At 40.6% G+C, this 22873-nt stretch carries 24 protein-coding genes; 10 read left to right on the top strand and 14 right to left on the bottom strand.

The window, feature by feature from the left end:
- Positions 1-15: 15 nt before the first annotated feature.
- From F4W09_RS08935 to F4W09_RS08955, 5 genes are all read right to left on the bottom strand, one after another.
- Positions 16-216, bottom strand: a complete 201-nt coding sequence (locus tag F4W09_RS08935) for a hypothetical protein (protein WP_026440888.1) — start codon at positions 214-216, stop codon at positions 16-18.
- Positions 192-779 (bottom strand): CDP-diacylglycerol--glycerol-3-phosphate 3-phosphatidyltransferase, encoded by a 588-nt coding sequence (gene pgsA / locus F4W09_RS08940; protein ID WP_016168414.1) that lies wholly within the window; start codon positions 777-779, stop codon positions 192-194. Before pgsA ends, F4W09_RS08935 begins: the two co-directional genes overlap by 25 nt.
- 108 nt (positions 780-887) lie before the next feature.
- Positions 888-1682, bottom strand: coding sequence for a thioesterase family protein (locus tag F4W09_RS08945; protein ID WP_016168415.1), 795 nt, complete (start codon positions 1680-1682; stop codon positions 888-890).
- A 107-nt stretch (positions 1683-1789) separates the two neighbouring features.
- Positions 1790-3589, bottom strand: a complete 1800-nt coding sequence (gene uvrC, locus F4W09_RS08950) for an excinuclease ABC subunit UvrC (RefSeq protein ID WP_016168416.1) — start codon at positions 3587-3589, stop codon at positions 1790-1792.
- Positions 3590-3727: 138 nt separating this feature from the next.
- On the bottom strand, positions 3728-4108 hold the full coding sequence (locus F4W09_RS08955) for a winged helix-turn-helix transcriptional regulator (protein WP_016168417.1): 381 nt from the start codon (positions 4106-4108) through the stop codon (positions 3728-3730).
- Between the two features lie 104 nt (positions 4109-4212).
- Between F4W09_RS08955 and F4W09_RS08960 the strand changes: the two genes are divergently transcribed.
- Positions 4213-5214, top strand: a complete 1002-nt coding sequence (locus F4W09_RS08960) for a zinc-binding alcohol dehydrogenase family protein (protein ID WP_151504573.1) — start codon at positions 4213-4215, stop codon at positions 5212-5214.
- A gap of 65 nt (positions 5215-5279) precedes the next feature.
- Here F4W09_RS08960 and F4W09_RS08965 read toward each other — a convergent pair whose 3' ends face one another.
- From F4W09_RS08965 to F4W09_RS08975, 3 genes are all read right to left on the bottom strand, one after another.
- The gene (locus F4W09_RS08965) at positions 5280-5702 is read right to left on the bottom strand and encodes a PH domain-containing protein (protein WP_016168419.1); all 423 of its coding nucleotides are present in this window, start codon (positions 5700-5702) and stop codon (positions 5280-5282) included.
- Between the two features lie 113 nt (positions 5703-5815).
- Positions 5816-6730 carry a lipid A hydroxylase LpxO gene (gene lpxO / locus F4W09_RS08970; RefSeq protein ID WP_016168420.1) on the bottom strand — a complete coding sequence of 305 codons (915 nt, stop codon included), beginning with the start codon at positions 6728-6730 and terminating at the stop codon, positions 5816-5818.
- A gap of 147 nt (positions 6731-6877) precedes the next feature.
- Positions 6878-7855: a hypothetical protein gene (locus F4W09_RS08975; protein ID WP_016168421.1), complete on the bottom strand. Its 978-nt coding sequence runs from the start codon at positions 7853-7855 to the stop codon at positions 6878-6880.
- Positions 7856-8305: 450 nt separating this feature from the next.
- On the opposite strand from F4W09_RS08975, the gene fadB reads away from it, so the two are divergent.
- From fadB to F4W09_RS08990, 3 genes are all read left to right on the top strand, one after another.
- Positions 8306-10459 (top strand): fatty acid oxidation complex subunit alpha FadB, encoded by a 2154-nt coding sequence (gene fadB, locus F4W09_RS08980; protein WP_016168422.1) that lies wholly within the window; start codon positions 8306-8308, stop codon positions 10457-10459.
- A gap of 12 nt (positions 10460-10471) precedes the next feature.
- On the top strand, positions 10472-11644 hold the full coding sequence (gene fadA / locus F4W09_RS08985; RefSeq protein ID WP_016168423.1) for an acetyl-CoA C-acyltransferase FadA: 1173 nt from the start codon (positions 10472-10474) through the stop codon (positions 11642-11644).
- A 119-nt stretch (positions 11645-11763) separates the two neighbouring features.
- On the top strand, positions 11764-12462 hold the full coding sequence (locus tag F4W09_RS08990) for a YidX family protein (RefSeq protein WP_016168424.1): 699 nt from the start codon (positions 11764-11766) through the stop codon (positions 12460-12462).
- A 60-nt stretch (positions 12463-12522) separates the two neighbouring features.
- Here the strand turns inward: F4W09_RS08990 and F4W09_RS08995 are convergent, their stop codons facing one another.
- The 3 genes from F4W09_RS08995 to F4W09_RS09005 form a co-directional block, all read right to left on the bottom strand.
- Positions 12523-12795: a hypothetical protein gene (locus tag F4W09_RS08995; protein WP_016168425.1), complete on the bottom strand. Its 273-nt coding sequence runs from the start codon at positions 12793-12795 to the stop codon at positions 12523-12525.
- A gap of 92 nt (positions 12796-12887) precedes the next feature.
- The gene (locus tag F4W09_RS09000; RefSeq protein WP_016168426.1) at positions 12888-13640 is read right to left on the bottom strand and encodes a hypothetical protein; all 753 of its coding nucleotides are present in this window, start codon (positions 13638-13640) and stop codon (positions 12888-12890) included.
- A gap of 145 nt (positions 13641-13785) precedes the next feature.
- A complete protein-coding gene (locus F4W09_RS09005; protein ID WP_016168427.1) occupies positions 13786-14301 on the bottom strand; it encodes a hypothetical protein in 516 nt (171 codons plus the stop codon).
- Positions 14302-14536: 235 nt separating this feature from the next.
- Between F4W09_RS09005 and F4W09_RS09010 the strand changes: the two genes are divergently transcribed.
- The 6 genes from F4W09_RS09010 (at position 14537) to F4W09_RS09035 (ending at position 19355) form a co-directional block, all read left to right on the top strand.
- Positions 14537-15238 carry a DsbA family oxidoreductase gene (locus F4W09_RS09010; RefSeq protein WP_016168428.1) on the top strand — a complete coding sequence of 234 codons (702 nt, stop codon included), beginning with the start codon at positions 14537-14539 and terminating at the stop codon, positions 15236-15238.
- Positions 15239-15507: 269 nt separating this feature from the next.
- Positions 15508-15741, top strand: coding sequence for a hypothetical protein (locus F4W09_RS09015; protein ID WP_016168429.1), 234 nt, complete (start codon positions 15508-15510; stop codon positions 15739-15741).
- A 228-nt stretch (positions 15742-15969) separates the two neighbouring features.
- A complete protein-coding gene (locus tag F4W09_RS09020) occupies positions 15970-16152 on the top strand; it encodes a hypothetical protein (RefSeq protein ID WP_016168430.1) in 183 nt (60 codons plus the stop codon).
- Between the two features lie 305 nt (positions 16153-16457).
- Entirely contained in the window at positions 16458-16637 is a 180-nt protein-coding gene (locus tag F4W09_RS09025) for a hypothetical protein (protein ID WP_026440885.1), read from the top strand.
- A gap of 9 nt (positions 16638-16646) precedes the next feature.
- The gene (locus F4W09_RS09030; RefSeq protein WP_151504574.1) at positions 16647-18128 is read left to right on the top strand and encodes a hypothetical protein; all 1482 of its coding nucleotides are present in this window, start codon (positions 16647-16649) and stop codon (positions 18126-18128) included.
- 87 nt (positions 18129-18215) lie between these two features.
- Complete coding sequence (locus F4W09_RS09035) at positions 18216-19355, top strand: hypothetical protein (RefSeq protein ID WP_016168433.1); 1140 nt, start codon at positions 18216-18218, stop codon at positions 19353-19355.
- A 90-nt stretch (positions 19356-19445) separates the two neighbouring features.
- On the opposite strand, the gene htpG is transcribed toward F4W09_RS09035, so the two are convergent.
- The 3 genes from htpG to F4W09_RS09050 all read right to left on the bottom strand — a co-directional run bounded on the left by htpG (position 19446) and on the right by F4W09_RS09050 (position 22597).
- A complete protein-coding gene (gene htpG, locus F4W09_RS09040; RefSeq protein WP_016168434.1) occupies positions 19446-21365 on the bottom strand; it encodes a molecular chaperone HtpG in 1920 nt (639 codons plus the stop codon).
- A 111-nt stretch (positions 21366-21476) separates the two neighbouring features.
- Complete coding sequence (locus F4W09_RS09045; RefSeq protein WP_016168435.1) at positions 21477-21821, bottom strand: lysozyme inhibitor LprI family protein; 345 nt, start codon at positions 21819-21821, stop codon at positions 21477-21479.
- Between the two features lie 170 nt (positions 21822-21991).
- Positions 21992-22597 (bottom strand): OmpW/AlkL family protein, encoded by a 606-nt coding sequence (locus F4W09_RS09050; protein WP_016168436.1) that lies wholly within the window; start codon positions 22595-22597, stop codon positions 21992-21994.
- Positions 22598-22873: the final 276 nt, after the last annotated feature.

Here is a 22873-nt window from a genome sequence, read left to right on the forward strand (position 1 = left end):
ATTCTCATAATATGATTATAGTTCTTCAGCAGCTTTATATTTCCATGATGTATTGCATGCGCTATTCTCCTCAGTATTAAAAAGCTCAAGCAATGTCTTGGGCTTTTTAATATATGGAGCATTTTGGCTTGCAGTTTTCAATTTACAGACATAAAAAAACTCCATATTTGGAGTTTTTTGAACAGGGCCTATTAAGGCTGCTTTAAATACGGCCATGCTGCTTTTAAATAAATGAACATCGACCATAAAGTCAGCACGACTGCTGTATATAGTAGCAAATAAGCCAAAGTTTCTAAGGGTTGCCAGTTGAGTAAAAATACTGAAATTGCAATCATTTGAAAAGCGGTTTTGTATTTCCCCACGGTAGAAACAGCCACATTGGTCCGCGCTCCAAGCTCCGCCATCCACTCTCTTAATGCGGACACCGTAATCTCACGCGAAATAATCACAATAGCTGCAAAAGCCATTGAAATGGACGGTTGCCATTGCACCAAAACAATTAATGCTGCTGCAACCATCAATTTATCTGCAACAGGATCAAGGAAACGACCAAAGGCAGACGTCTGATTTAAAGTTCGCGCTAAATAGCCATCAAACCAATCTGTCACTGCGGCAAGGACAAAAATAGCAGTCAAAATAAGATGCCGCGTAAAGCCACCATCATGTCCTGCAACGCCAATGGCAGGTGGCCAATAGGCAATTAATAAAAATACAGGAATCAAGGCGATACGCGCCAAGGTCAAGATATTTGGAATGTTCAGGATTCGACCTGCTGTCATAGACACCGCCAACTTTTCCCCTTTGTGAGCGATGATGCTATGGTTCAAACGACCACATCTAACTCATCGTATTTAGCGCCACTTTATACGAATTGAGATAGAGTGTCACTAGGCAAACACGGTAACTGTCTGTCTGGAAATCGCAATTAAGCGATTTTCTGCATCCCATAAATGTGCATATTCTGTGGCATAGCCTTCCGCAGCGTAGTCCGTAAATACTTTATATTTAAACCAATCATGCAAATTTTGCTGTAATGGATTTACATAAGTCACATGCCAGGTTAAAGAGCTGGCGGGTGCAAATGTCTTAAAGAGCGGTAAAACCCCCGGTGGCCAAATATCAAAAAGCGTCATTAAATCGGCAACCTCAAAAGGCCGATCGCTATGCTTTTCGGGATGAAACCGACACCAGCCACCAAAGTCACTTTGTGCACTGCCAGTACATGGTGTTTCACCTTCAGCCCAACGCACATCAAACTGCTGATAACATTGCGGAAATTGAGTATTGAATTGCATGCTTTGTAATTGTTGAGGAGCGATATAATTTGGTGCGGTGCGTTCTTGGCGCACTTGAATTTCAGAAGATCGAGCAGCACCAAAGCTGGCAATTAAAATACTTTGTACGGCATCATCTTGCCATAAACGTACCTCAATAGTGGTCACAGACTTACCCTGACGTAAAATCTCGGCGGTCAGTCGTGCCGAGCCCTGTTGAACTGGTCCAACAAAAGTGACACTGGTACTCAATAATCGCTTGGAACGATCGGCAATACTGAGCAACGCCTTTTGCATCATCAGACCTGCAACCATACCACCGTAAATAGTTCGCCCCTGTAACCAGCCTGTCGGTATTTCAATCCATTCATTCTGCTCAAGTGCTTGATACACAGCTAACAGTGTCATGCCTGTCTCTTATTTTATCCTTTGAAAAATATTGTTCACCATGTATCTGCATTTGTGAATGTCATATGACTCACGCGTCACTGAGCATTTTGGCTATTTACGGATCGTTATTCATGTAGAATTTTATAAATGGTGCGCGCCATGACTTCACCCAAACCGGGCACAAGCATGAGCTCATTTTCCGAAGCTTTCAGTACCCCTTGAATCCCCCCAAAATGCGTGAGTAAATCACGACGGCGTTTTGGTCCTAGCCCTGGAATCACTTCTAAAATCGAAGAGCCTCGTTTTTTATCACGTTTGGCACGATGCTTGGTAATAGCGAAACGGTGTGCTTCATCACGTACTTGCTGAATCAAATGTAAAGCCTTGTGATCTTCAGGCAATTGGATTTTAGTGCCATCGGTAAAATGCAAGGTTTCTAGCCCAGGTTTACGCCCCTCACCTTTCGATACCCCCACCATAAAAGCATCCAGTCCAAGCTCTTGCATGACATCCATCGCCATGTGAAGTTGCCCTTTCCCCCCATCAATGAGTAATAAATCAGGTAGCATGGCTTTTTTATAACGGCGAGTTAGTGCTTGGCGCATCGCTGCATAATCATCGCCTTCGGTAATATCCTGAATCGAGAACTGACGATAATCGCGTTTTCGCGCGCCTCCTGCATCAAACACGACGCAAGAAGCAACCGTAGCTTCACCCATGGTATGGGAAATATCAAAACATTCAATCCGATCAACAGGACGCCCGACCACCTGCTCGAGTTGATGAAAACGCTCATTGAGTTCTAAATGATTGGCCAATTTGCCTTTAATGGCGTGTTGCACATTCATCTGTGCCAACTCTAACCATTCTGCACGCGTTTCACGTACATTATGTTTAATCTGGATTTTTTGTTCAAAATGCTGCTGTAAAGCCTGTTCCAATTCTTTTCGATTGGGAATTTCGACATTCACAATCAATTCATTCGGCACTTCATCCGCCACCTGAAAATAGAAGTTGGCCATAAAGTCTGACAGCATTTCACCCAGATCATCGCCTAACATATCGGGGAAATAAGCTTTTCCGCCTAGCATTTTGCCATTACGGACATGCATAATTTGCACGCAGGTCACGCCCGCCTGATAGGCAATTGCCAAAATATCGGCTTCGCCCTTAATTTTATAAATGGCTTGCTGCGCCTGTACGTCACGTAATAAGGCCATACGATCACGATAGAATACTGCTTTCTCAAACTCCAAAGCTTCAGCCGCAGCTTCCATTTTCTGAATCAATTCCTGATTCAATTCTTTGGTATCGCCCTTTAAAAAGCGGATAGAATTATTGACATCTTCCTGATAATCCTCAGGACTGATCAAGCCGACACAAGGGGCAGAACAGCGCTTAATCTGATATTGCAAACATGGACGCTTACGCTGCGAAAAATAGCTATTTTCACACTGCCGAACATTGAACAGTTTCTGAAGCACCAACAGCGTATCACGTGCATTATATGCACTGGGATAAGGTCCAAAAAACTTGCCGATTTGATGTTTCCCTTTCCCGCGTCCACTGGCAATGCGCGGATAAGGTTTGTCTGCCGAAATGAAGATATAGACATACGATTTATCATCGCGCAGCATAATATTGTACGGCGGACGATGCAGTTTAATCAGGTTTTGCTCAAGCAGTAATGCTTCGGTTTCAGAACGAACCACCAAAGTTTCAATATCATAAATCCGTGCCACCAGCGCCTGAGTTTTAGGATGCTCAATGGTTTTCACAAAATAACTCGACACCCGATTTTTCAGATTTTTGGCTTTGCCCACATACAGTAACTCGCCCTCTTTACCCAACATCCGATAAACACCGGGCAAGGTGGTCATATTGGCCAGAATCTTTTCGATATGTTCGCGGGCGTTTTCGTTCACAGTGCGTTAAAACCTTGGAAAGTTATTCAATGATGTGGATGTGCAAAGGGGCTTTTTCAAGCCAGTCAATCAAATCGTTTGATCGACAATCTTATTCTGATGATTTTAGAGCGATACAGTGGGCTTAAAGTAAAAATCTCAAGTTGGCTCTATAGCTTGAGATTGTGGCATCACTTGTCCATACAAATCCATGTGCTCATCTCCCCAAGCTTTTAGCGCCAATAAAATCTCACGTAAGCTCATACCCAAAGGTGTCAAACTATATTCCACCTTTGGTGGAACTTGCGGATAAACCTCACGATGAATAATTCCATCCTCTTCTAGCTCACGCAGTTGATTGGTCAGCATGCGTTGGGTGACATTAGGAATCCGTTTACGAATTTCACCAAAACGCAAGGTATGCTCGGTCAACAAATGCCATAGAATGATACTTTTCCACTTGCCATCTAAAATACCGATTGCAGCCTCAACCGCACAGCCTGGACTGCAATTAAAGCGAGAGTGCTTTGCTTTACTCATTTCAATAGTATCCTTTTCTACACTATATGTAGAATTTAACCGTATATACTTAATTTAAAACTACGCTAAGATTTTAATCATAAACCCAATTTGAGATTAAAAATATGAAAGCTGTTGGATATTTACAAGCTGGTACGGCCGAACAATTACAAGATATTGAACTTCCAACCCCAATCCCAAAAAACCGCGAAGTCTTGGTGGCAGTCAAAGCTGTTTCGGTGAATCCCGTCGATTGTAAAATCCGCACCCGCGTTTCACCCGAACAGGGACAATATAAAATTTTGGGTTGGGATGCCGTAGGTGAAGTGATCGACGTTGGTCCAGATGTAGAACACTTTAAAGTGGGCGATCAGGTCTGGTATGCAGGCGACTTAACCAAAGCGGGCACCAATGCGGAATTTCATGTGGTCGACGAACGGATTATCAGTTTAAAACCGCAAAATCTATCTTTTGCTGAAGCGGCGGCATTACCACTCACAGCGATTACTGCTTGGGAAATGTTGTTCGACCGTCTACAAGTGCAACAGCATGATCACCCTCATGAATCCATTTTGATTATTGGTGGTGCAGGAGGTGTCGGCTCCATGGCCATTCAACTGCTCAAAGCCAAAACCCAATTGCAAGTGATTGCCACGGCATCTCGCGCAGAAACACAGGCATGGGTGAAACAGTTGGGTGCGGACATTGTACTTGACCATCGTCAATCCTTGGTTGAGCAACTACAGGTACAAAATATAACGGCACCACGTTACGTATTTTCCACCACGCACACAGGCAGTTATCTTGGCCAGATTGCTGAACTGATTGCGCCACAAGGTCAGTTTGGTCTAATTGATGATCCTGAACAGTTAGATATTAATCTGTTTAAACGTAAATCAATTTCAGTACATTGGGAGTTTATGTTTACCCGCTCGATGTTCCAAACGCCTGACATGACAGCACAATCCCATCTTCTGCAACAGGTCGCACAACTGATTGAAACAGGGAAAATTAAAACCACCCTCAATCAGGTCGTGGGCAGTATCAATGCGGAGAATATCCGTCAAGCCCACCATGCAATTGAATCAGAGCAGACTCAAGGTAAATTGGTGCTTGAAGGTTTTTAAATGCTAAAAAAGCCCGCTGTCTAACTGATGAGAGCGGGCTTTTATACGATTCAATCAGAGACCGATTAACTGATCGACTGCTGTGCCTGTTGTAAAGCTAGCGTAAAAGCCTGCTTATCTTTAGGTGAAATTAGAATGAATTTGGCTTTACCCTGTTTTTGATAATCAATTCGCAAACGATCCAAAGAAAGTGCAGGTGAAGAAACTGAATTACTGCTAGGACTAATTTTCTGGATAGCAGACAAGGGAATTTTCCAAGTCAAAAACATACTGGTAATGACCAATTGCTCTGCTTCAATCCGATATTGTGTGCTCCATACAGGCCACCACAACACCACTATGGTCAGCACATAAATGAAAGTATGCACTGGATATTGCACCATGTTTCCTTTGGCATACATGGTCAATAACAATTGAAGCAATAAGCCCGTCATGGCAATAATGAAACCGAGAATCCACCAATCTTTTTTTGAACGAAATTTTTGCATATTCTCCCCCATTTGCTCTTATCTTACACAAAAAATAGCAAACTGTAAGAGCAAGTGCGCACGACTTTCAGACCTAAAAAAACGTCCCGCAGGACGTTCTAGTTTAGCAAGGCTTAGAATACGTAAGGACGCACAAAGATTAGGAAAAAAATACCTAACATTAGGAACCATTTTAAGAAATAGTACAATTTGCGATTGGTTTTCTTTAAGGCTTTGGCCTTTAACCGCCCTTGATAAACTGTTCCAAAAACCTTATTCAAACCACCTGTTTGATCGCCTGTTTCATTGGGTGAACTGGCAGCTGTCATGACATTTTTACCAAACCAGCGATTAAACTTTTGCATCAACCGCGTCTTTAAGGGACGTTCAACATCGGCAAAGAAAATAATGCGGTTTTGTTCCGTTTTATTCTCGGCATAATGAATATACGTTTCATCGAACACAACGCTTTCACCGTCACGCCATGAATAACGTTGCCCATCAACATCAATAAAACAGCGGTCATCATTCGGGGTAATTAAGCCCAAATGATAACGCAGTGAACCTGCATAAGGGTCACGGTGTCTTACCAAACGGCTGTCAGGTGCCAACTCGGTAAACATTGCGGCTTTAATGCTGGGTAAAGTCTTTAACAATTCAGTGGTTTTGGGGCATAGCTCGGCAGCGGACGGATGCGCTGAGTCATACCATTTCAGATAAAAACGCTTCCAACCTGTTTTGAAAAATGAGTTAAAACCAAGGTCATCATAACTGCTGGAGGCTTTAATGCCACCACGTGCATATAATGCTTGGGCTTCATCTCGAATCATTTCCCAATTTTCATCCAAGACTTTCAAATCATGAAAATATTGCGTGTCAATATACGGTTGATTAGGCACCTTGGAAAAGAGGTACATTAAAAAGTTGATGGGCGCCAATAAGGTCGAATGGTCAAAAAATTGACGGTAAAAAGAATGACGCACTTTACCGCGATTTTGGATATATAACGCAGAAATCACAAAAATCGCCAAGATAATCCACTTAATCATACAGCACTCTTTTCATTGCTTCTGAGGGTCACGTCCTATAACGTGACCATGGGGCTAGACATTAATTTTGGCGAAATTCTATCAAATTTAATTCAAAAATTCATGTCCATATCCGATGATTGCCCTCTAAGCAATCTGCAAAACATATTATCGAATAAAGTTTAAAGTCGACAATTTGTCTGCTGCAACTTGGTTATAGATGAAACAGCCTCGTTCCAAATTGGCAATCGTGAGTTTAGAACTTCTGAGTTGTTCAGGATTATCTTGATAAACACCATAGGCAATGCTGTCTTGTTCAAACTGAATTTGATTCTTTGCTATCCATTCACTGGCACTATTCAAATTGGCAGCATAAACCTGATCATTGAATTGCACTTTGCTTAAACCTGAAATTTCCTGTCCCGTCACACTGCTAATAACAACGCTCCAATTTAAGCGAGTTGCCCATTGCCCCGTAACATGTTCTATTCCCAGCTTAGGCCAATTTTTTTGTGCCAAATTGGCGGTCAACTGATTTAGTGCCAGCGCCTGAGCAAAAGTTTGTGTTTCTGCACGATCAGTTTGAAAGCTAAAATAAGCTTGATTATTCTTCGTGGAGATCAAACGGTAACAGGTACTGCCTTGTGGGAATTTTTCTGCACCATGTGAAGCTAAAAAGATTCTTGCATTGGCATAAGGACTTTGAGTGTCAAAACGTAAGTCGCGATAGCCTGGCATGACTGTATCAAAGATGTTTTTTCCACTTAACGCGACCTTTTCGAATTTCCAGTCTGTTTTCAAATCGGCTATTAAATTTAAAGTCCAGTGTGACATTGAATGCACATCAATGTCCGCTTGATAGCGCTGAGATGGCTCATACACTGCTTGTTGAGTCACAATATATTGATTCAATGGCTGACGACTGTCAGCGGTGACAATTTTTCTATTTTGCAATTCAAAATGGGAAACAGTGAACGCATCACCTTTATCATCAAAATAATACTGGATGCGATAATATTTGGTGCCATTAGCAGTATCTTCTGGTGCAGGTTTGAAGTTGCTAGCACCATCGCTCCCCCCTCCACAAGCACTGAGCAACAATGAGATTAAAGGTAACAGCAACAAATGTTTATTTTTTAAAGTCATGATATTTTCTTTTTTGAATGGTTGTTAAAATAAAACCCGCACAAATTTTAACTTTTCTTAACAGATAATCAAGTCCTATAAAATAAAGTTGTCTTCTTTATTATTAGTGGAAACTTCCAAAATTCAATTGACTTTTTTGACACAAATTGCATAGTGATGAATGGTGATTTTTCATTCTCCATCAAGTACAACAAAAGCATAAGCAGTACATTTTTTTTATAAAAAACAGATGGATCTTATTGAACAATTTTTAGTACGGTTTTTACTTCAATAATTTTTGCTGTAAATGAAATTAAAATTGATGACCATTGCGTCACGGCTTGATACAACTTGTTATGTTCTTTTTGGATATAGTTATCGTAAGATTAGCGAAGCATTTTCGTGCGCAGAACAAGCGAACACGCTTCAAAACATCAACTTAGAAGTCCTCCAAAATAAAGGAGATCAGGCATGATCCACGCTGGCAATGCCATTACCGTCCAAATGCTTTCGGACGGAATTGCAGAATTCCGCTTTGACTTACAAGATGAGTCGGTCAACAAATTTAACCGTGCAACGATTGAAGATTTTAAAGCTGCCATTGCTGCTGTAAAAGCAGACAGCTCAGTAAAAGGCTTGGTCGTTACTTCGGGTAAATCTACATTCATCGTTGGTGCAGACATCACAGAATTTGGTGAAAACTTCGCGCAAGGTGAACAAGCGATTATCGACTGGGCACTGCCTGTTCATGACATCTTCAACAGCTTTGAAGATTTAGATATTCCTAAAGTTGCTGCAATCAATGGTATGGCATTGGGCGGTGGTTTTGAAATGTGTTTAGTCTGTGACTACCGTGTCATGTCTGAACAAGCACAAGTTGGCTTACCAGAAATCAAACTTGGGATCTTCCCTGGTTTCGGTGGTACAGTTCGTTTAAGCCGCGTGATTGGTATCGACAATGCGGTTGAATGGATGGCGATGGCTGCGCCGAAGAAACCTGCTGCTGCACTAAAAGATGGTGCTGTAGATGCGGTTGTGGCTGCGGACAAACTTCAAGAAGCTGCAATTGACTTGGTAAAACAAGCCCTTGCTGGCCGTCTAGACTGGAAAGCAAAACGTCAAGAAAAACTTGACCCAGTCAAGTTGAACCAACTTGAACAAATGATGGCGTTCAACACGGCGAAAGGTGCGGTTCTTGCAAAAGCAAACCCAGCACAATACCCAGCGCCAAAACTTCTTCTTGACTCATTACAAGCAGGTGCAAGCCTTCCACGTAATGATGCATTGAAAGCGGAAGCTGAAGGCTTTGCCAAAGCAGCAATCACACCACAAGCTAATGCTTTAATTGGTCTATTCATCAATGACCAAGTGGTGAAGAAAACTTCGAAAAAATATGAAAAAGGTGCACATCCTGTAAACCAAGCGGCTGTATTGGGCGCGGGTATCATGGGTGGTGGTATTGCTTACCAAGCGGCAAGCAAAGGCACACCTATCATCATGAAGGACATTGGTAATCCGCAACTTGCTTTGGGTATGAAAGAAGCCAATGGCTTACTGACCAAACAAGTTGAACGTAAGAAGATGAAACCTGCACAAATGGGTGAAACTCTTGCACGCATCCGTCCTACTTTAAGCTATGATGAGTTTAAAGAAGTCGATATCGTGATTGAAGCGGTAACTGAAAACCCTAAAGTGAAGGGTATCGTACTGGCTGAAACCGAGAAAAATGTTCGTGAAAATACGATCATCGCATCAAATACATCTACGATTTCAATCACACGTTTGGCTGAAAACCTGCAACGTCCTGAAAACTTTGTCGGGATGCACTTCTTTAACCCTGTACACATGATGCCATTGGTCGAAGTGATTCGTGGTGAGAAGACTTCTGCTGAAGCGATTGCAACGACTGTCGTACTTGCTCAAAAAATGGGTAAAACACCAATCGTGGTAAATGACTGTCCAGGTTTCCTTGTAAACCGCGTATTGTTCCCTTACTTCGGCGCATTTGACCTTCTATTAAAAGACGGTGCGGACTTCCAACAAGTCGACAAAGTGATGGAAAAATTCGGCTGGCCTATGGGTCCTGCTTACCTCATCGACGTGGTCGGTATCGACACGGGCGTTCACGGTGCAGAAGTCATGGCAGAAGGTTTCCCAGACCGTATGAAGCCAGATTTCAAAGGCGCGACTTTAACCATGTACGAAAACAAACGTCTTGGTCAAAAGAACGATGTTGGTTTCTATAAATACGAACTCGACAAGAAAGGCAAAAAAGCCAAAGTGGTTGATCCAACTGCATACGAGCTGGTTGCTTCTGTTGCGACTGCGGAAAAACATGAATTTGATGCTCAAGAAATCATTGACCGTATGATGCTTGCATTCTGTAACGAAACTGTTCGTTGCCTAGAAGACAACATCGTAGCGACTGCGTCTGAAGCAGATATGGCGATGATTATGGGTGTAGGTTTCCCTCCATTCCGTGGTGGTCCATGCCGTTACATCGACCAAACAGGTGTTGCTGAATACGTTGCACTTTGCGACAAATATGCACACTTAGGTAAGGCTTATGAAGCGCCACAAATGTTGCGTGACATGGCTGCTAACAACAAAAAATTCTACGGTTAAGGAGCAACGTGAATGGCTACTTTAAATCCACGTGACGTTGTCATCGTTGATGGCGTACGTTCAGCAATGGGTAAAACCAAAAACGGTATGTTCCGCAATGTACGTGCCGACAGCTTATCGGCTGAATTGGTTCGTGCACTCGTTGCTCGTAACCAGTTTGACACCAATGAAGTTGAAGACCTGATCTGGGGCTGTGTAAACCAGACTCTAGAACAAGGGATGAACATTGGTCGTAACATCGGCTTATTGGCTGACCTTCCAAAAACTGTAGCAGGTCAAACGGTTAACCGTCTTTGTGGTTCATCTATGCAAGCACTTCATACTGCTGCTGCACAGATTGCAACCAACCAAGGTGATATCTTCATTATTGGCGGTGTAGAGCACATGGGTCACGTAGGTATGATGCACGGCATCGACCTCAACCCAGAAGCATCTAAACACTATGCAAAAGCATCTAACATGATGGGCTTAACCGCTGAAATGTTAGGTCGTATGAACGGTATTTCGCGTGAAGAACAAGACGCGTTCGGTGTTGAATCTCATCGCCGCGCTTGGGCTGCAACGCAAGAAGGTCGTTTCAAAAACGAAATCGTGGGTGTTGAAGGTCACGATGCCAATGGCTTTAAAATCCTGTGCGACATCGACGAAGTAATCCGTCCAGATGCTAACCTTGAAGCATTCAAAGCATTGAAACCAGTTTTCGATCCTAAAGGTGGTTCAGTAACAGCAGCAACATCTTCAGCTTTGTCTGACGGTGCATCTGCAATGTTATTGATGTCTGCTGAACGTGCCCTTGCTTTAGGTCTTAAGCCACGTGCTGTAATTCGCTCTATGGCAGTTGCAGGTTGTGATGCTGCGATTATGGGTTACGGTCCTGTTCCTGCAACGCAAAAAGCACTTAAACGTGCTGGTTTAACGATGGCGGATATCCAAACGATCGAGTTAAACGAAGCATTTGCGGCTCAAGGCTTATCAGTCATGAAAGGCTTAGGTGTGTATGACAAGCAAGACATCATTAACTTAAATGGTGGTGCGATTGCGTTAGGTCACCCATTGGGTTGTTCTGGTGCGCGTATTACAACAACATTGTTAAACGTGATGGAACAGCAAGATACGCAAATTGGTCTTGCGACCATGTGTATCGGTTTGGGTCAAGGTATCGCGACAATTATCGAACGTGTTTAATCCACTAATTTGATGAATAAAAATCCTCGCTTTGGCGGGGATTTTTTATTATGGTTCTCTCAAGATTTTGTAAATATTACTTTATTAAAGCTTAACAATAAAATGAGCAGGAGAACTTGATGTTTTCATCACCAGTAAAAACCATCATCAGTGCAGGCATCATAGCGACACTTTTCACAGGCTGTGCCACCAAAACCCTGATGACCAAAGACAATAAAACTTATACCCGTTCCAACAAAGTCACTTTAGTCGAAGACCAAGTGGTGGCATTCGGTAAACCCGCTCAAACGCTCAACACCCTGCCTGCCAATAGTCTAGTGATTGCAGGGCAGAAAAATAGCTATATATTGACCCAAGGCGGGACTCAGTTTGTCTCGCTGATCACCAAACTAGACCCGAAAAATATTCAAATGACCAAAGAACTCAGTTTTTATTCAGAGAAAAATGATGGTCATTTCACAGGTACACTGCCACTATCTTACGTCAAACTCAAAGAAGACATCAGTAAAAAAGACCTCGAATTCTTTATCGAAAATGGCGCAAAAGAGTGCTCAACTTATAGTGATGAACGCATGAAAGCTCAACGCTTCTGTTTCGACATTGCTTTGGCTGGTGTGGTCTACCCTGCTGCAAATAATTTGGCGTCATTAAAAGCCTTGAGTAAGCCGTATCAGGTCAGCATTTATACCTATCAAGAGGAAAGCTACAAATCAAAATCAGGACTCAATCCTTTTGAAAAACTGGTGTTACTGCCTTTTGCTGTAGCGATTGATGTGGTCAGCCTGCCGTTCCAAGCAGCCGAAAAAATCTTTGATTAATATTATGAATAACTAGAAGTCCAAACTGAATGGATGGACTTCTAGAACTCGTGCAAACTGTTAAGCCAATAACTCTGCCATCAACCATGCCATGTATTTTTCTTGATCCATAAAATCAGGGGCATTACCTGTATCCAAACTGTAATACTGCTGATTAAACTCAATCACAATTTGTTCAGTATGGTGCCAGTCTTCAATTAAACGGAAATATTGACTAAAGAAGAAACGGTTTTTACCCCAATTACTCAAACTCTCCAGTTTGGGATAGGCTTTATTTTGTAAAAATTCTACATATACCTGTTGAATATCATCAAAGACCTGAATGGTTTTCATTGCTGTACCTGCTTTAAATCTGATGCGTAAAGGTGTTCAACAGTTCTAACTTAACACAGTCATTTTAAAGTTATATGACACTGATCCAGCGTTTACTCATGCTTTTGTTCAAGTGCTTGTTGATTTTTCTGCTGAATCTGTTGCATCTGTGCATTCAGTTTTAATACGTCCTGATACAGCGTATTAAATTGTTTTAGGGCCGCATCATCATAAAACATGAAGGTATTATTTTTACTCTGCCAACGGTTATTCTTTAACACCAAAAAAATCTGATCGGCTTTTTCAAGCACTTGTTTTTCTATTTCAAATAAGGCCAAAGCCTCATTTTGCTTTTCACTTTCCCGCAAATTTTCTGCCAATTGATGGCGATAACGCGATTGAATCGGTAGTTGTTTCGCTTGCTCTAGGGCATTCTGTTGTGCTTGTTCAATCTTGACCTGATACTCTGTTGCCAAGGCATGTGCTTGCTGCAACATTAAATCCGTTTCTTGATAATTCTGTTTTTTATCCTTGTTCAAACGCTCAATATTTAAAAATTCATCCCAATGAATCGCTTTTAACTCACGCAAATAAGCATTACGTGCTTCGGCACTTTGAATCATCTGGCTCAAAACAAAACTGGCCATCACTTTATAATCACCCTGTAAGCGTGCATCGGTCACATCGACATTTATAGGGTTATCCCAATCTTTGGCTTGGGCATAAATTAAATCGGTTTTTTCGTAGAGCACCTTTTGATATTGTTCGAGTTGAGTTGCTTCTTTTTGTTGCTCGTAGTATTGATAAAATAATCCACCAAACACGACAGTGGTCGCTAATCCTAAAATCAGAAAGATACGTGGCATAATCCGCTCCGAGTCCCCTTTGTTTCTATCATAGCAAACATCAGAATATGCTGAATATTTCAGCAATTTTTCACATTTAAAAAAATATGCTCCACTATAAATTTATTAAAATTAACAATGAGTTATAATTAAAATACTAAACGTTTTATTTTGTATTTGGTACGCGAGGCACTTGTGTATTGGGTTGGTTACCCTGGATAAAATTATAATCGACTTGTCCAATAGAAATTTGCTCACGGACAATCTGGACATTTTTTGCATTCCGATCAATACCAAAAGGTTGCAACATGATATACAAGCCTTCAGTCGGGTCAGATGACTGTAAACCCGCGGCAATATTTAATATATGTTCACGCAATAATGGAGGTAATGAACCTAGATCGGGTGTCGCAGCAGGCGCTAAAACATCTAAATTGTGAACAAGAGTCGGGTCTACGACAAAAGACTGGGTATCATCCTGTAATTGCATCATCCGATGCTGTAAGGCCTTACGAATATTTTCGTCCTGCTGATAAGGAATGATTCCTGATTCTGCGCGAAGTTCTGACTCAGCCATGACTTTAAATGTCGGCAAACTCACGATTTCACCGTTGGCTTGAACATCGGTTGATATCAAAACCCCAATAAAAGAAAGTGCTAGAAAATATTTCATCAAATTCATAAAACCATCCCAAAAGTAGAGATATCAACAAGATTATGTATTATATAGCTCAAACTTTATTGTATATTTTTTCAGCTACATCCAGTTTATTTGTCAGATAAGCGGTCAAATATGGATCAACTAACACGATGTCAACAGCATCCAACAACAGGCTTTTTTCATCATATTCGCTTTAAATTCTATAAATCATCCCCATCTTTCGTTCTATTGCTATTTTTACTTTTTGAGAAATCACATGCGTGTTGATATCTGGTCCGATGTCGTTTGTCCATTTTGCTATATCGGAAAAAAACGTTTAGAAGCTGCGGCAGAGCAAGCGGGTGTAGAACTAGAAGTGCATTGGCACAGCTTTGAGCTTGACCCTGAAGCACCGCTACGCCAAGAGATTTCAAACTCTGAACGTTTAGCACAAAAATATGGTCGTACACTTGCAGAAGTTGAAGACATGCAACGTAATATTGCAGCAATGGCCGCAGCAGAAGGTATTGAGTTTAATTGGGAAAATGCCAATTCTGGCAATACATTTAATGCACACCGTATTATCCACTTAGCACAAAGTAAAGGCTTGGGTTCTGAAGCGAAAGAAGCCTTTTTCTACAGCTATATGACCCAAGGTTTGCCAATTGGTGAGCGTGAAACCATTGAAGACGTTGCTGCACGTATTGGACTAAACCCTGTTGAAGTCGATGATGTGTTGAATTCAGATGAATACGCAGACTTTGTTAAATTTGATCAGGAAGTCGCACGCGATCAGCTCAAAGTCACTGGCGTACCTTTCTTTGTGTTTGATCAGCGCGTTGCTTTAGCTGGTGCACAGCCTCGCGAAGTCTTCTTACAAGTCTTAGAAAAAGCGATGGAAACAGCACACGATACAGATACAGCGCCTGACGTAAATCAATGCGATGCCGATGGACAATGTGACTCAACTACAGAGTAATCCAAATAAGCCTCTCATGATTTAATTGCTATCATTTTTAAACCTCCTGAGTACTAACTTTGGAGGTTTTTTTCTGTCAACACAATTTCGACATTACCCTGCAAAGCGATATCACCGAATTCATACAGCGACCACATTTTAACCAATAATCACAACAATTCACTTGTATAAAGTCAGCCTAGGCTACACAGGAACCTGACAATCGTTACACAACCTTGCGATAGGCTAGAACAGTACAGTTACTCAGCTAACTTTGACATGAGGTCCATATGAAATATCAAACTATTCTCGATCAAACTACTGACGCGCCAACCACGCAAGATTTTTCCCGTGCTAGATCAACCCAAACCAAAAAGAAATCTCGTGTTTCACCTGCTTTTGCAGGTGCTGTGATGGGTGCAATTGCAGGGCGTTTCCTTCCTAAACTTAGTCCTTTTTCAGGTGCAGTCATCGGAATTATGAGTACAAAAATGTATCAAAAGCATCAGCCTAAACACCGTTAAATGTTTTATTTTTCAATGTTTTTCCACCCCTACAAGATTGTCTTAATTGTTAAGACAATCTTAGAGCAATAACTCTATTATATTGATTTACAACAATAATTTGACCAAGCATTCATTCTTTTTTTGGCTGAAATTCGCCCCATTTTGATCATTTTTTGATATTATTAATTCGCTTATTTTTTATCCCTATCCAATTTGGATGTTCTCTCTGTTATCAAGGTGATTTTTATGTCAATCATGAAATCTATTTTGGCTATTGCTGCGTTTGCGATTTCTGCTCAAGTTTCTGCTCAGGTAGTATTTGTACCTAATTTCCCAGTAGAAAAAGAGGTGAAAGCACAAACTTCAACTGCGACACCAACTGAACATATTGCTCAAGATGTGTCAGCGCCTGCAAAAGATGCTGCTTAAGACAAAATATTTTGCGCAATAAAAAAACAGCCCTCAATCGGGCTGTTTTTTTATGATTAAGTTATTGCTACAACACGAAAACCAACAATCACAACGTGGCAGCAATCTGCTATTTTCCATAACGGTTGTCGTTAAGTTTCACTAAAAAATGAATTGTTACGAATATTTTTAATGAAAAATATTAAATAAATGTCATATTCATATAAAAATGCGTCAAATATGACAAAAAATTTCATGTTTTTTTCTTATAAATCCATATAATCAAATCATCTAGATCATTGAATCAAGAGTTAAATTTCATGCAGATGCAAGATATTCAAGCGCTCATTCAAGGAAAAGTTGCACCTCAAACCATCAATCTGGATGAATTGATTGTGATGGCTGAACGCTATCCGCAACACACTTCAACTGAATATAAATTATTAGAAATAGCCGCCAATATTGTTTTGGCCAGTTATTTGGAAAAGGCACAACAGCATCTTTAAAGACAGCCTATGAATGTTTTAGAAAAAGCCCATTTAGCCAAGGAATTACAAGGTCTTATTCATAGCTTAGACCAACGGTCTTTGTCATTTTATGAAATTGCCAAATCCAAATGCCGTCTGAAAGAAATTTTTATTCATTGTGATGAACCGATTTTTAAAAAACAAATTTTAAATTTTAAATCGCATATGCAGCCTGAACTTGCCGCGCAGGAATTTGCTCAACATTCATTATATGTACAAACTTTTCGAGGCGTATTTAAGCAAGATTTAGCCTTGGAGCAGGCGCTTGAGCAACACCCTGAAATGGGTTGGGCAATTCTACATCGTGCTAATTTAGGCTTTCAAATCTGGTATATTCCAGCCCCGAATCGTACCGCACTGTTGAGTGACTGGGATGGACTGGAAAAAAATTATGCATGGATGTTAGAACAACAAGAAATTTATGCAGCATTAAAAACCGATACCGAACTAAACCAAGAAACCTTAGAAACAGGCAAAACTTTTAAAATGAGCCGAAACAGTGTGGTTCCTTTGCAGAATTCAAGTCAATCGATTCCAGAATCTCATAGCATAAATCGTCCATTTTCTTTTGAATCGCTGATACCACAAGGCACATCAACGCAAAATACAGATTGGGATGCAGCAGCTTTTTCAATGGAAAGTCTTTCGCTAAGCCCTAAACAAGAGGATACAAAACCCTCGTTAGCTTCCGCTGAACCCCAAACAACAAGTGGATTACTTCTCAAAACAGCAACTGCAGCACTTGAACCCAATTCTTTACTTCCACAAATTGTTGAACTGGGCGAGTGGAAATGTCGTTTAGCCGCATTACAATTTCCACAAGCACAAGAATTAGAGCTTTGCCACTTAACGTTGGACAATGTTTCCGAGTTAATGCCTTTATTGGAAATCATTGTTTCAGCAAGTCAACTACAACAATATAACAATCAGCCTGTGTATTTAGCTGAACAAATTAATGCTCAAGGACGCTTTGTCAAATATATCGTGATTTTAGGTGCAGAAGATCAGTTACATGCCATACGGCTTGGTAATATTGTCAGCCAACATTATGCTTACGAACTCGTGGCACTCAAATTACTACCAAATGAGCAATTACTTAAGCAATGTAAAAACGCACAGCAATTTTTCGAACTGTATAGTGAACAAGCCGAATTAGTCTGGAACACTGAAAGTTATCAACCATTTATTCCCGCAAACTGCATTCAAAAGCATAAATTAATTGCATTTGAAGAAACTTCAGCCAACTACAGAACCCCAATTATCTTACTCAAAGAACGGCAGAAAATTCGTGTCATTCATGGTCAATCTCGACTACAGTTATTACGCGAAGAAACAGCTTATCCTTATATTCTCTTAGACCGCCATCAAGGGGTATCGTGGCAGTTGATTCAAAAGATTATTCAAACTCTCCCTCAACCCATTTCAGCATCAAAATTGTATGATGCCATTCAAATATACATTGGCAGTTAATTTATTTTATTTTGTAGCAAAAGCTTGATTTTCATCCCTAAAATTTACCAAACTTGAGATGTAAATTTAGAATAAAAGATCATGATAATGCCTACAATGAGAAAAACTTTTACCCAGCCACTTGTGTTGATGGTTGCCTTGGGGATGGTCCACACCTCAAGCTGGGCAAATACGAGTGAACCTCAAGAAGCCTCCCCTGCTTCACCCCCTTATACGATTGAGCAAGCACCCACACCAGAGGATAGCTTGTTCTATACTATTCCACGTTGGATCGATTCAGCCCCAACGGTTCTGCCTGAACAATCCGATGAGCAAATTGTACCTTCAACAGTGGTCACTGAAAATCAAACTTGGGTGGATCGTCAACAAAAGCTCATTCGTAACTGGGCTGATGATACCTCTCAAACCATTGATGGTTGGTTTGGTGCAAAAAATACCGAAACCCCAGCTTCCGCAACCTTAAGGGTATTAATTGATAACCGCTGGAATAAACACGATGAATACGACATTAAGCCGCGTATCCGCGGTAAGATCAGTTTGCCCAACTTAGAAAAAAAACTCAGTCTGGTCTTTGGTGATGACTCTCTAGATAACGAATTAGCCAATAACGTCGCCATCACCAATGAGAACCCACCGAGCCCAGACAATGACAAAGCCTACGATCGGCGTCAAAACCGAGATGCCAACAGTTCATTGGCTTTGCGTTGGTCAGATATTTCCAAGCGCTTACCATTTGAAACCGACTTTGATATCGGGGTTCGTTCAGGCGATGATATCTATCTACGTTTAAAAGCGAAAAAAGATTGGGCGCTAGAAAATGACTTTTTCTTTCACGCGGAACAAATTTACCGTTACGGGGTCGACAGTGAAAATTACTTGCGGACCAACTTAGAGTTGACTCATGCACGTCCTAACGAAGCTTTTTTGAGTGACCAATTCAGCTTAACCTATGCCGATGCACAAAAAGATGATTTAAATTGGGACAACTACGCTTTCCGTCAACATCAATTCTTTCAAGGCAATCGGTTTAACTACGGAATCTACACAGGTGGCTATTTGGATAATTCAGATTTACGTCTAAATAGTTGGGGACCATTCATTTCATGGCGGCAGCCTTTATGGCGTGAATGGTTTTATGTGCAAACCGATCTCAATTATTACAATGATCATCGTGCAGACCGTAGTCATTATCTAAGTACTTTATTACGCTTAGAAGCCTTGTTCTAAGTTTTCTGTGGATAACTTTTGCGTTATCCACAAAAATGCTCAATAAAAAAGCAACCTTTTACAGGTTGCCTTTTTACATCAATTCAGGTTTTATTTAAGTAACAACTGATTAATACGCTTTACATATTCAGCTGGATTTTCAGGTAAACCACCTTCTGCAATTACCGCCTGATCAAAGATCACATTAGCAAGATCTTCAAAATGGGTACTACCATCTAACTTTTTCACCAATGGATGCTCAGGGTTGATTTCCAGAATTGGCTTGCTTTCAGGCACTGCCTGACCTGCTTGTTTCAACATGCGGACGAGTTGAGGTGAAAGTTCACCTTCACTAGTTACCAAGCACGCTGGTGAGTCTACTAAACGCGTAGTCACACGGACTTCTTTGGTTTTTGCTTTTAAGGCATCCGACAATTTATCCACGACAGGTTTAAATTGTTCGGCAGCAGCTTCAAGGGCTTTCTTCTCTTCCGCATCTTGCAAGTCGCCTAAATCCACTGCACCTTTAGACACGTTTTGCATTGGCGTACCATCGAAGTCCTGAACAAAATTCATTGCCCACTCATCTACTCGGTCAGCCATTAATAACACTTCAATGCCTTTTTTCTTGAACAACTCTAATTGTGGCGAGTTCTTCGCAGCATTCAAACTTTCCGCAGTCACATAATAAATGGCTTTCTGCCCTTCTTTCATGCGTGCTTTGTAGTCTGCTAAAGAAGTACTGATCTCATCGTGAGTAGATGTCGCAAAACGTAGTAACTTTAAGATGCGCTCACGATTACCAAAGTCTTCACCCAAGCCTTCTTTCAAGACCGAACCAAATTCAGCATAGAAAGTTTTGAATTTCTCTTGGTCTTTTTCATCTTCCGATTTCGCCAAACTATCCAACACGGTCAAAATACGGCGTGCATTACCTTCACGAATGGTACGGACATCACGGCTTTCTTGTAACAGTTCACGGCTAACATTCAGCGGTAAATCTGCACTATCCACTACACCTTGCACAAAGCGTAGATAGTTCGGAATTAAATTATCCGCATCATCCATAATAAACACGCGCTTCACATACAGCTTGATCCCTGCTTTAGCCTCACGCGTGAAAATATCGTGCGGTGCCTTGCTTGGGATGTACAGTAATTGCGTATATTCGGTACTACCTTCGACACGGTTATGTGCCCATGCCAATGGAGCGTCAAAATCATGACTCAAGTTCTTATAAAACTCGATGTATTGCTCTTCAGTGACTTCATTTTTACTGCGTGTCCATAAAGCACTGGCAGAGTTAATTGCTTCCCATTCATCCGTTTTGACCATCTGACCGCCTTTCGGTGTTTCACCTTCGGCTACTTCTTCTTCCTGCCAAACCTCTTTTTGCATTTCAATTGGCAAGCTAATATGGTCAGAATATTTATTGACAATTTGCTTAACTTTATAGCTTTCTAAATAATCTAAAGCATCTTCACGTAAGTGCAGAATAATGTCTGTACCACGGGTTACTTTTTCAATTTGCTCAACTTCAAAGTCCCCTGTACCACCACTAATCCAGCGTACCGCTTCCTGCTCAGGCACACCTGCATGACGTGATTCTACTGTAATCTTATCCGCGACAATAAAGCCCGAATAAAAACCTACACCAAACTGACCAATCAACTGTGCATCGGCTTTTTGATCACCTGTCAATTTCGACATAAAGTCCTTGGTACCCGACTTGGCAATCGTTCCAAGGTTATCAATTGCTTCTTGTTGCGTCAGACCAATACCATTATCAGAAATAGTCAGTGTTTTTTGTTCTTTATCTAAAATAATCCGTACATGTAAATTCGGGTCATTCTCATAAAATTCAGGATGATTAATACCTTCAAAACGCAGTTTATCGCAGGCATCAGAAGCATTCGAAATTAACTCACGCAAAAAGATCTCTGGGTTTGAATAAAGTGAGTGAGTCACCAAATGGAGTAATTGTGCCACTTCAGCCTGAAAGCTATGTTTTTGTGTATTGTGTTCGCTCATACAACCTTCCTCGAATTCATTCACACAGTGTTTTTATCAGATGCTTAATGAATTGGAGTGACTCGATGATTTTTCAATAGCAATTGTTCTTTTTTTAATCATTTATGTTTTTTAATACGGTCCACGTTGATAAATTTGCTGTAAATATAAATCTATTCGTTGCTGCCGCATGGCATATACATCGTTTAAACAACGTAGATTATCCCGACATTGATCACGTAAACGCAGCCATTTCACTTGCTCATCCTGAATCACTGAACGCGTTCCCATAGGCACCAACCGTTTTAAAATATTATAACTTGTTGCCATTTTCACATCGGCATCATTCAAGCCAAGCTGGTTACAGATCTTATGTTCAGTGACAGTTACTGCACGCGCACAATCAAAACTGGCAGCATAGCTTCCCATTGCAGTGAATGAAGACACTATTAATAAAGTTATTTTTAAAATTCTCATGTTTAAACACTCTATTTTTTGTTCAATTTAAACAAAATCAGTAGGATAAAGTGTAATCTTTTGCGTCTGCATAGTGAAAGATTGTTGCAGATACTCAAACAAAGAACATAAAAAAACCCCATCCAAGGATGAGGTTTTAGCGCTGTTATTATTATTGTTATTTTTATTACTTAGAATTTATAGCTATAGCCGATGGTATAAACCATTGGGTCAATATCTAGATCAAATTTAATTGGTGTATTCTCTACACGCACTTCTGGGCTAAGTTGTGCATAACGTGCATCTACAAATACACCCCAGTTTTTCGCATCTGCTGGTTGGAAATTAAAACCAACTTGACCCGCAAAACCATAATCTTCTTTAACTTTAACCGATGCACCAGAAAGAGCACCTTTAGTTTCCTCATCCCAAGCAATAAATGCTGTTCCACCTACCCCAATGTATGGTGTAAAACGGGTTGAATTTTTAAAATTATATTTAACAGTTAATGTTGGTGGCAAATGCTTAATTTTAACTGCATTCTCACCATTGATTGACACATCATGGTTGACTGGAGCAGCTAATAATAATTCAGCAGAAATAGGAGAATCACCAAAGAAATACTCTACAGAAGGGGTAAATGCCAATTCACTTTCTGCTTTTACAACACCAACACCAGCAACTGTTGTGTCTTGAGTTGGAGCAATTGTAGATCCACCGACTTTGACCTGCCAGCCACCTGCCATCGCAGATGCAGAAACCCCTAATAATGCAATAAGAGCAGCTTGTTTCAACATATTAAACAACCTTTTATAATAAGAAACTTAACACTTAATTAATATTAAACAAGACCATTATTAATATGCAATACCCATTAATTAATATAAATTTAATTTATTTTTAAATACATGATTAATATAGTTATTTATTTTAATTTGACCAATACGGTTGGTATTTAAAACCAACCATATTAATCAGATATTTATTATTATATTCAGAGTATATTACTCAGGTTTAATATAAAGTATATTTTAAATATATTTTATATTATAAAATTGAAATATAAAATATAT

This window comes from Acinetobacter tandoii (assembly GCF_008867985.1).
GTDB classification, from domain to species: Bacteria; Pseudomonadota; Gammaproteobacteria; order Pseudomonadales; family Moraxellaceae; genus Acinetobacter; species Acinetobacter tandoii.

What these genes read in the sequence shown, in the direction of transcription:
- pgsA (WP_016168414.1), bottom strand. Translation starts at nt 779, where the DNA reads ATGACAGCAGGTCGAATCCTGAACATTCCAAATATCTTGACCTTGGCG.
- F4W09_RS09025 (WP_026440885.1), top strand. Translation starts at nt 16,458, where the DNA reads ATGCAAGATATTCAAGCGCTCATTCAAGGAAAAGTTGCACCTCAAACC.
- F4W09_RS08990 (WP_016168424.1), top strand. Translation starts at nt 11,764, where the DNA reads ATGTTTTCATCACCAGTAAAAACCATCATCAGTGCAGGCATCATAGCG.
- F4W09_RS08995 (WP_016168425.1), bottom strand. Translation starts at nt 12,795, where the DNA reads ATGAAAACCATTCAGGTCTTTGATGATATTCAACAGGTATATGTAGAA.
- fadA (WP_016168423.1), top strand. Translation starts at nt 10,472, where the DNA reads ATGGCTACTTTAAATCCACGTGACGTTGTCATCGTTGATGGCGTACGT.
- F4W09_RS08975 (WP_016168421.1), bottom strand. Translation starts at nt 7,855, where the DNA reads ATGACTTTAAAAAATAAACATTTGTTGCTGTTACCTTTAATCTCATTG.
- F4W09_RS09005 (WP_016168427.1), bottom strand. Translation starts at nt 14,301, where the DNA reads ATGAATTTGATGAAATATTTTCTAGCACTTTCTTTTATTGGGGTTTTG.
- F4W09_RS08935 (WP_026440888.1), bottom strand. Translation starts at nt 216, where the DNA reads ATGGCCGTATTTAAAGCAGCCTTAATAGGCCCTGTTCAAAAAACTCCA.
- F4W09_RS08945 (WP_016168415.1), bottom strand. Translation starts at nt 1,682, where the DNA reads ATGACACTGTTAGCTGTGTATCAAGCACTTGAGCAGAATGAATGGATT.
- F4W09_RS09020 (WP_016168430.1), top strand. Translation starts at nt 15,970, where the DNA reads ATGTCAATCATGAAATCTATTTTGGCTATTGCTGCGTTTGCGATTTCT.
- F4W09_RS09050 (WP_016168436.1), bottom strand. Translation starts at nt 22,597, where the DNA reads ATGTTGAAACAAGCTGCTCTTATTGCATTATTAGGGGTTTCTGCATCT.
- htpG (WP_016168434.1), bottom strand. Translation starts at nt 21,365, where the DNA reads ATGAGCGAACACAATACACAAAAACATAGCTTTCAGGCTGAAGTGGCA.
- F4W09_RS09010 (WP_016168428.1), top strand. Translation starts at nt 14,537, where the DNA reads ATGCGTGTTGATATCTGGTCCGATGTCGTTTGTCCATTTTGCTATATC.
- F4W09_RS09030 (WP_151504574.1), top strand. Translation starts at nt 16,647, where the DNA reads ATGAATGTTTTAGAAAAAGCCCATTTAGCCAAGGAATTACAAGGTCTT.
- fadB (WP_016168422.1), top strand. Translation starts at nt 8,306, where the DNA reads ATGATCCACGCTGGCAATGCCATTACCGTCCAAATGCTTTCGGACGGA.
- lpxO (WP_016168420.1), bottom strand. Translation starts at nt 6,730, where the DNA reads ATGATTAAGTGGATTATCTTGGCGATTTTTGTGATTTCTGCGTTATAT.
- F4W09_RS09000 (WP_016168426.1), bottom strand. Translation starts at nt 13,640, where the DNA reads ATGCCACGTATCTTTCTGATTTTAGGATTAGCGACCACTGTCGTGTTT.
- F4W09_RS08960 (WP_151504573.1), top strand. Translation starts at nt 4,213, where the DNA reads ATGAAAGCTGTTGGATATTTACAAGCTGGTACGGCCGAACAATTACAA.
- F4W09_RS09045 (WP_016168435.1), bottom strand. Translation starts at nt 21,821, where the DNA reads ATGAGAATTTTAAAAATAACTTTATTAATAGTGTCTTCATTCACTGCA.
- F4W09_RS08955 (WP_016168417.1), bottom strand. Translation starts at nt 4,108, where the DNA reads ATGAGTAAAGCAAAGCACTCTCGCTTTAATTGCAGTCCAGGCTGTGCG.
- F4W09_RS08965 (WP_016168419.1), bottom strand. Translation starts at nt 5,702, where the DNA reads ATGCAAAAATTTCGTTCAAAAAAAGATTGGTGGATTCTCGGTTTCATT.
- F4W09_RS09015 (WP_016168429.1), top strand. Translation starts at nt 15,508, where the DNA reads ATGAAATATCAAACTATTCTCGATCAAACTACTGACGCGCCAACCACG.
- F4W09_RS09035 (WP_016168433.1), top strand. Translation starts at nt 18,216, where the DNA reads ATGCCTACAATGAGAAAAACTTTTACCCAGCCACTTGTGTTGATGGTT.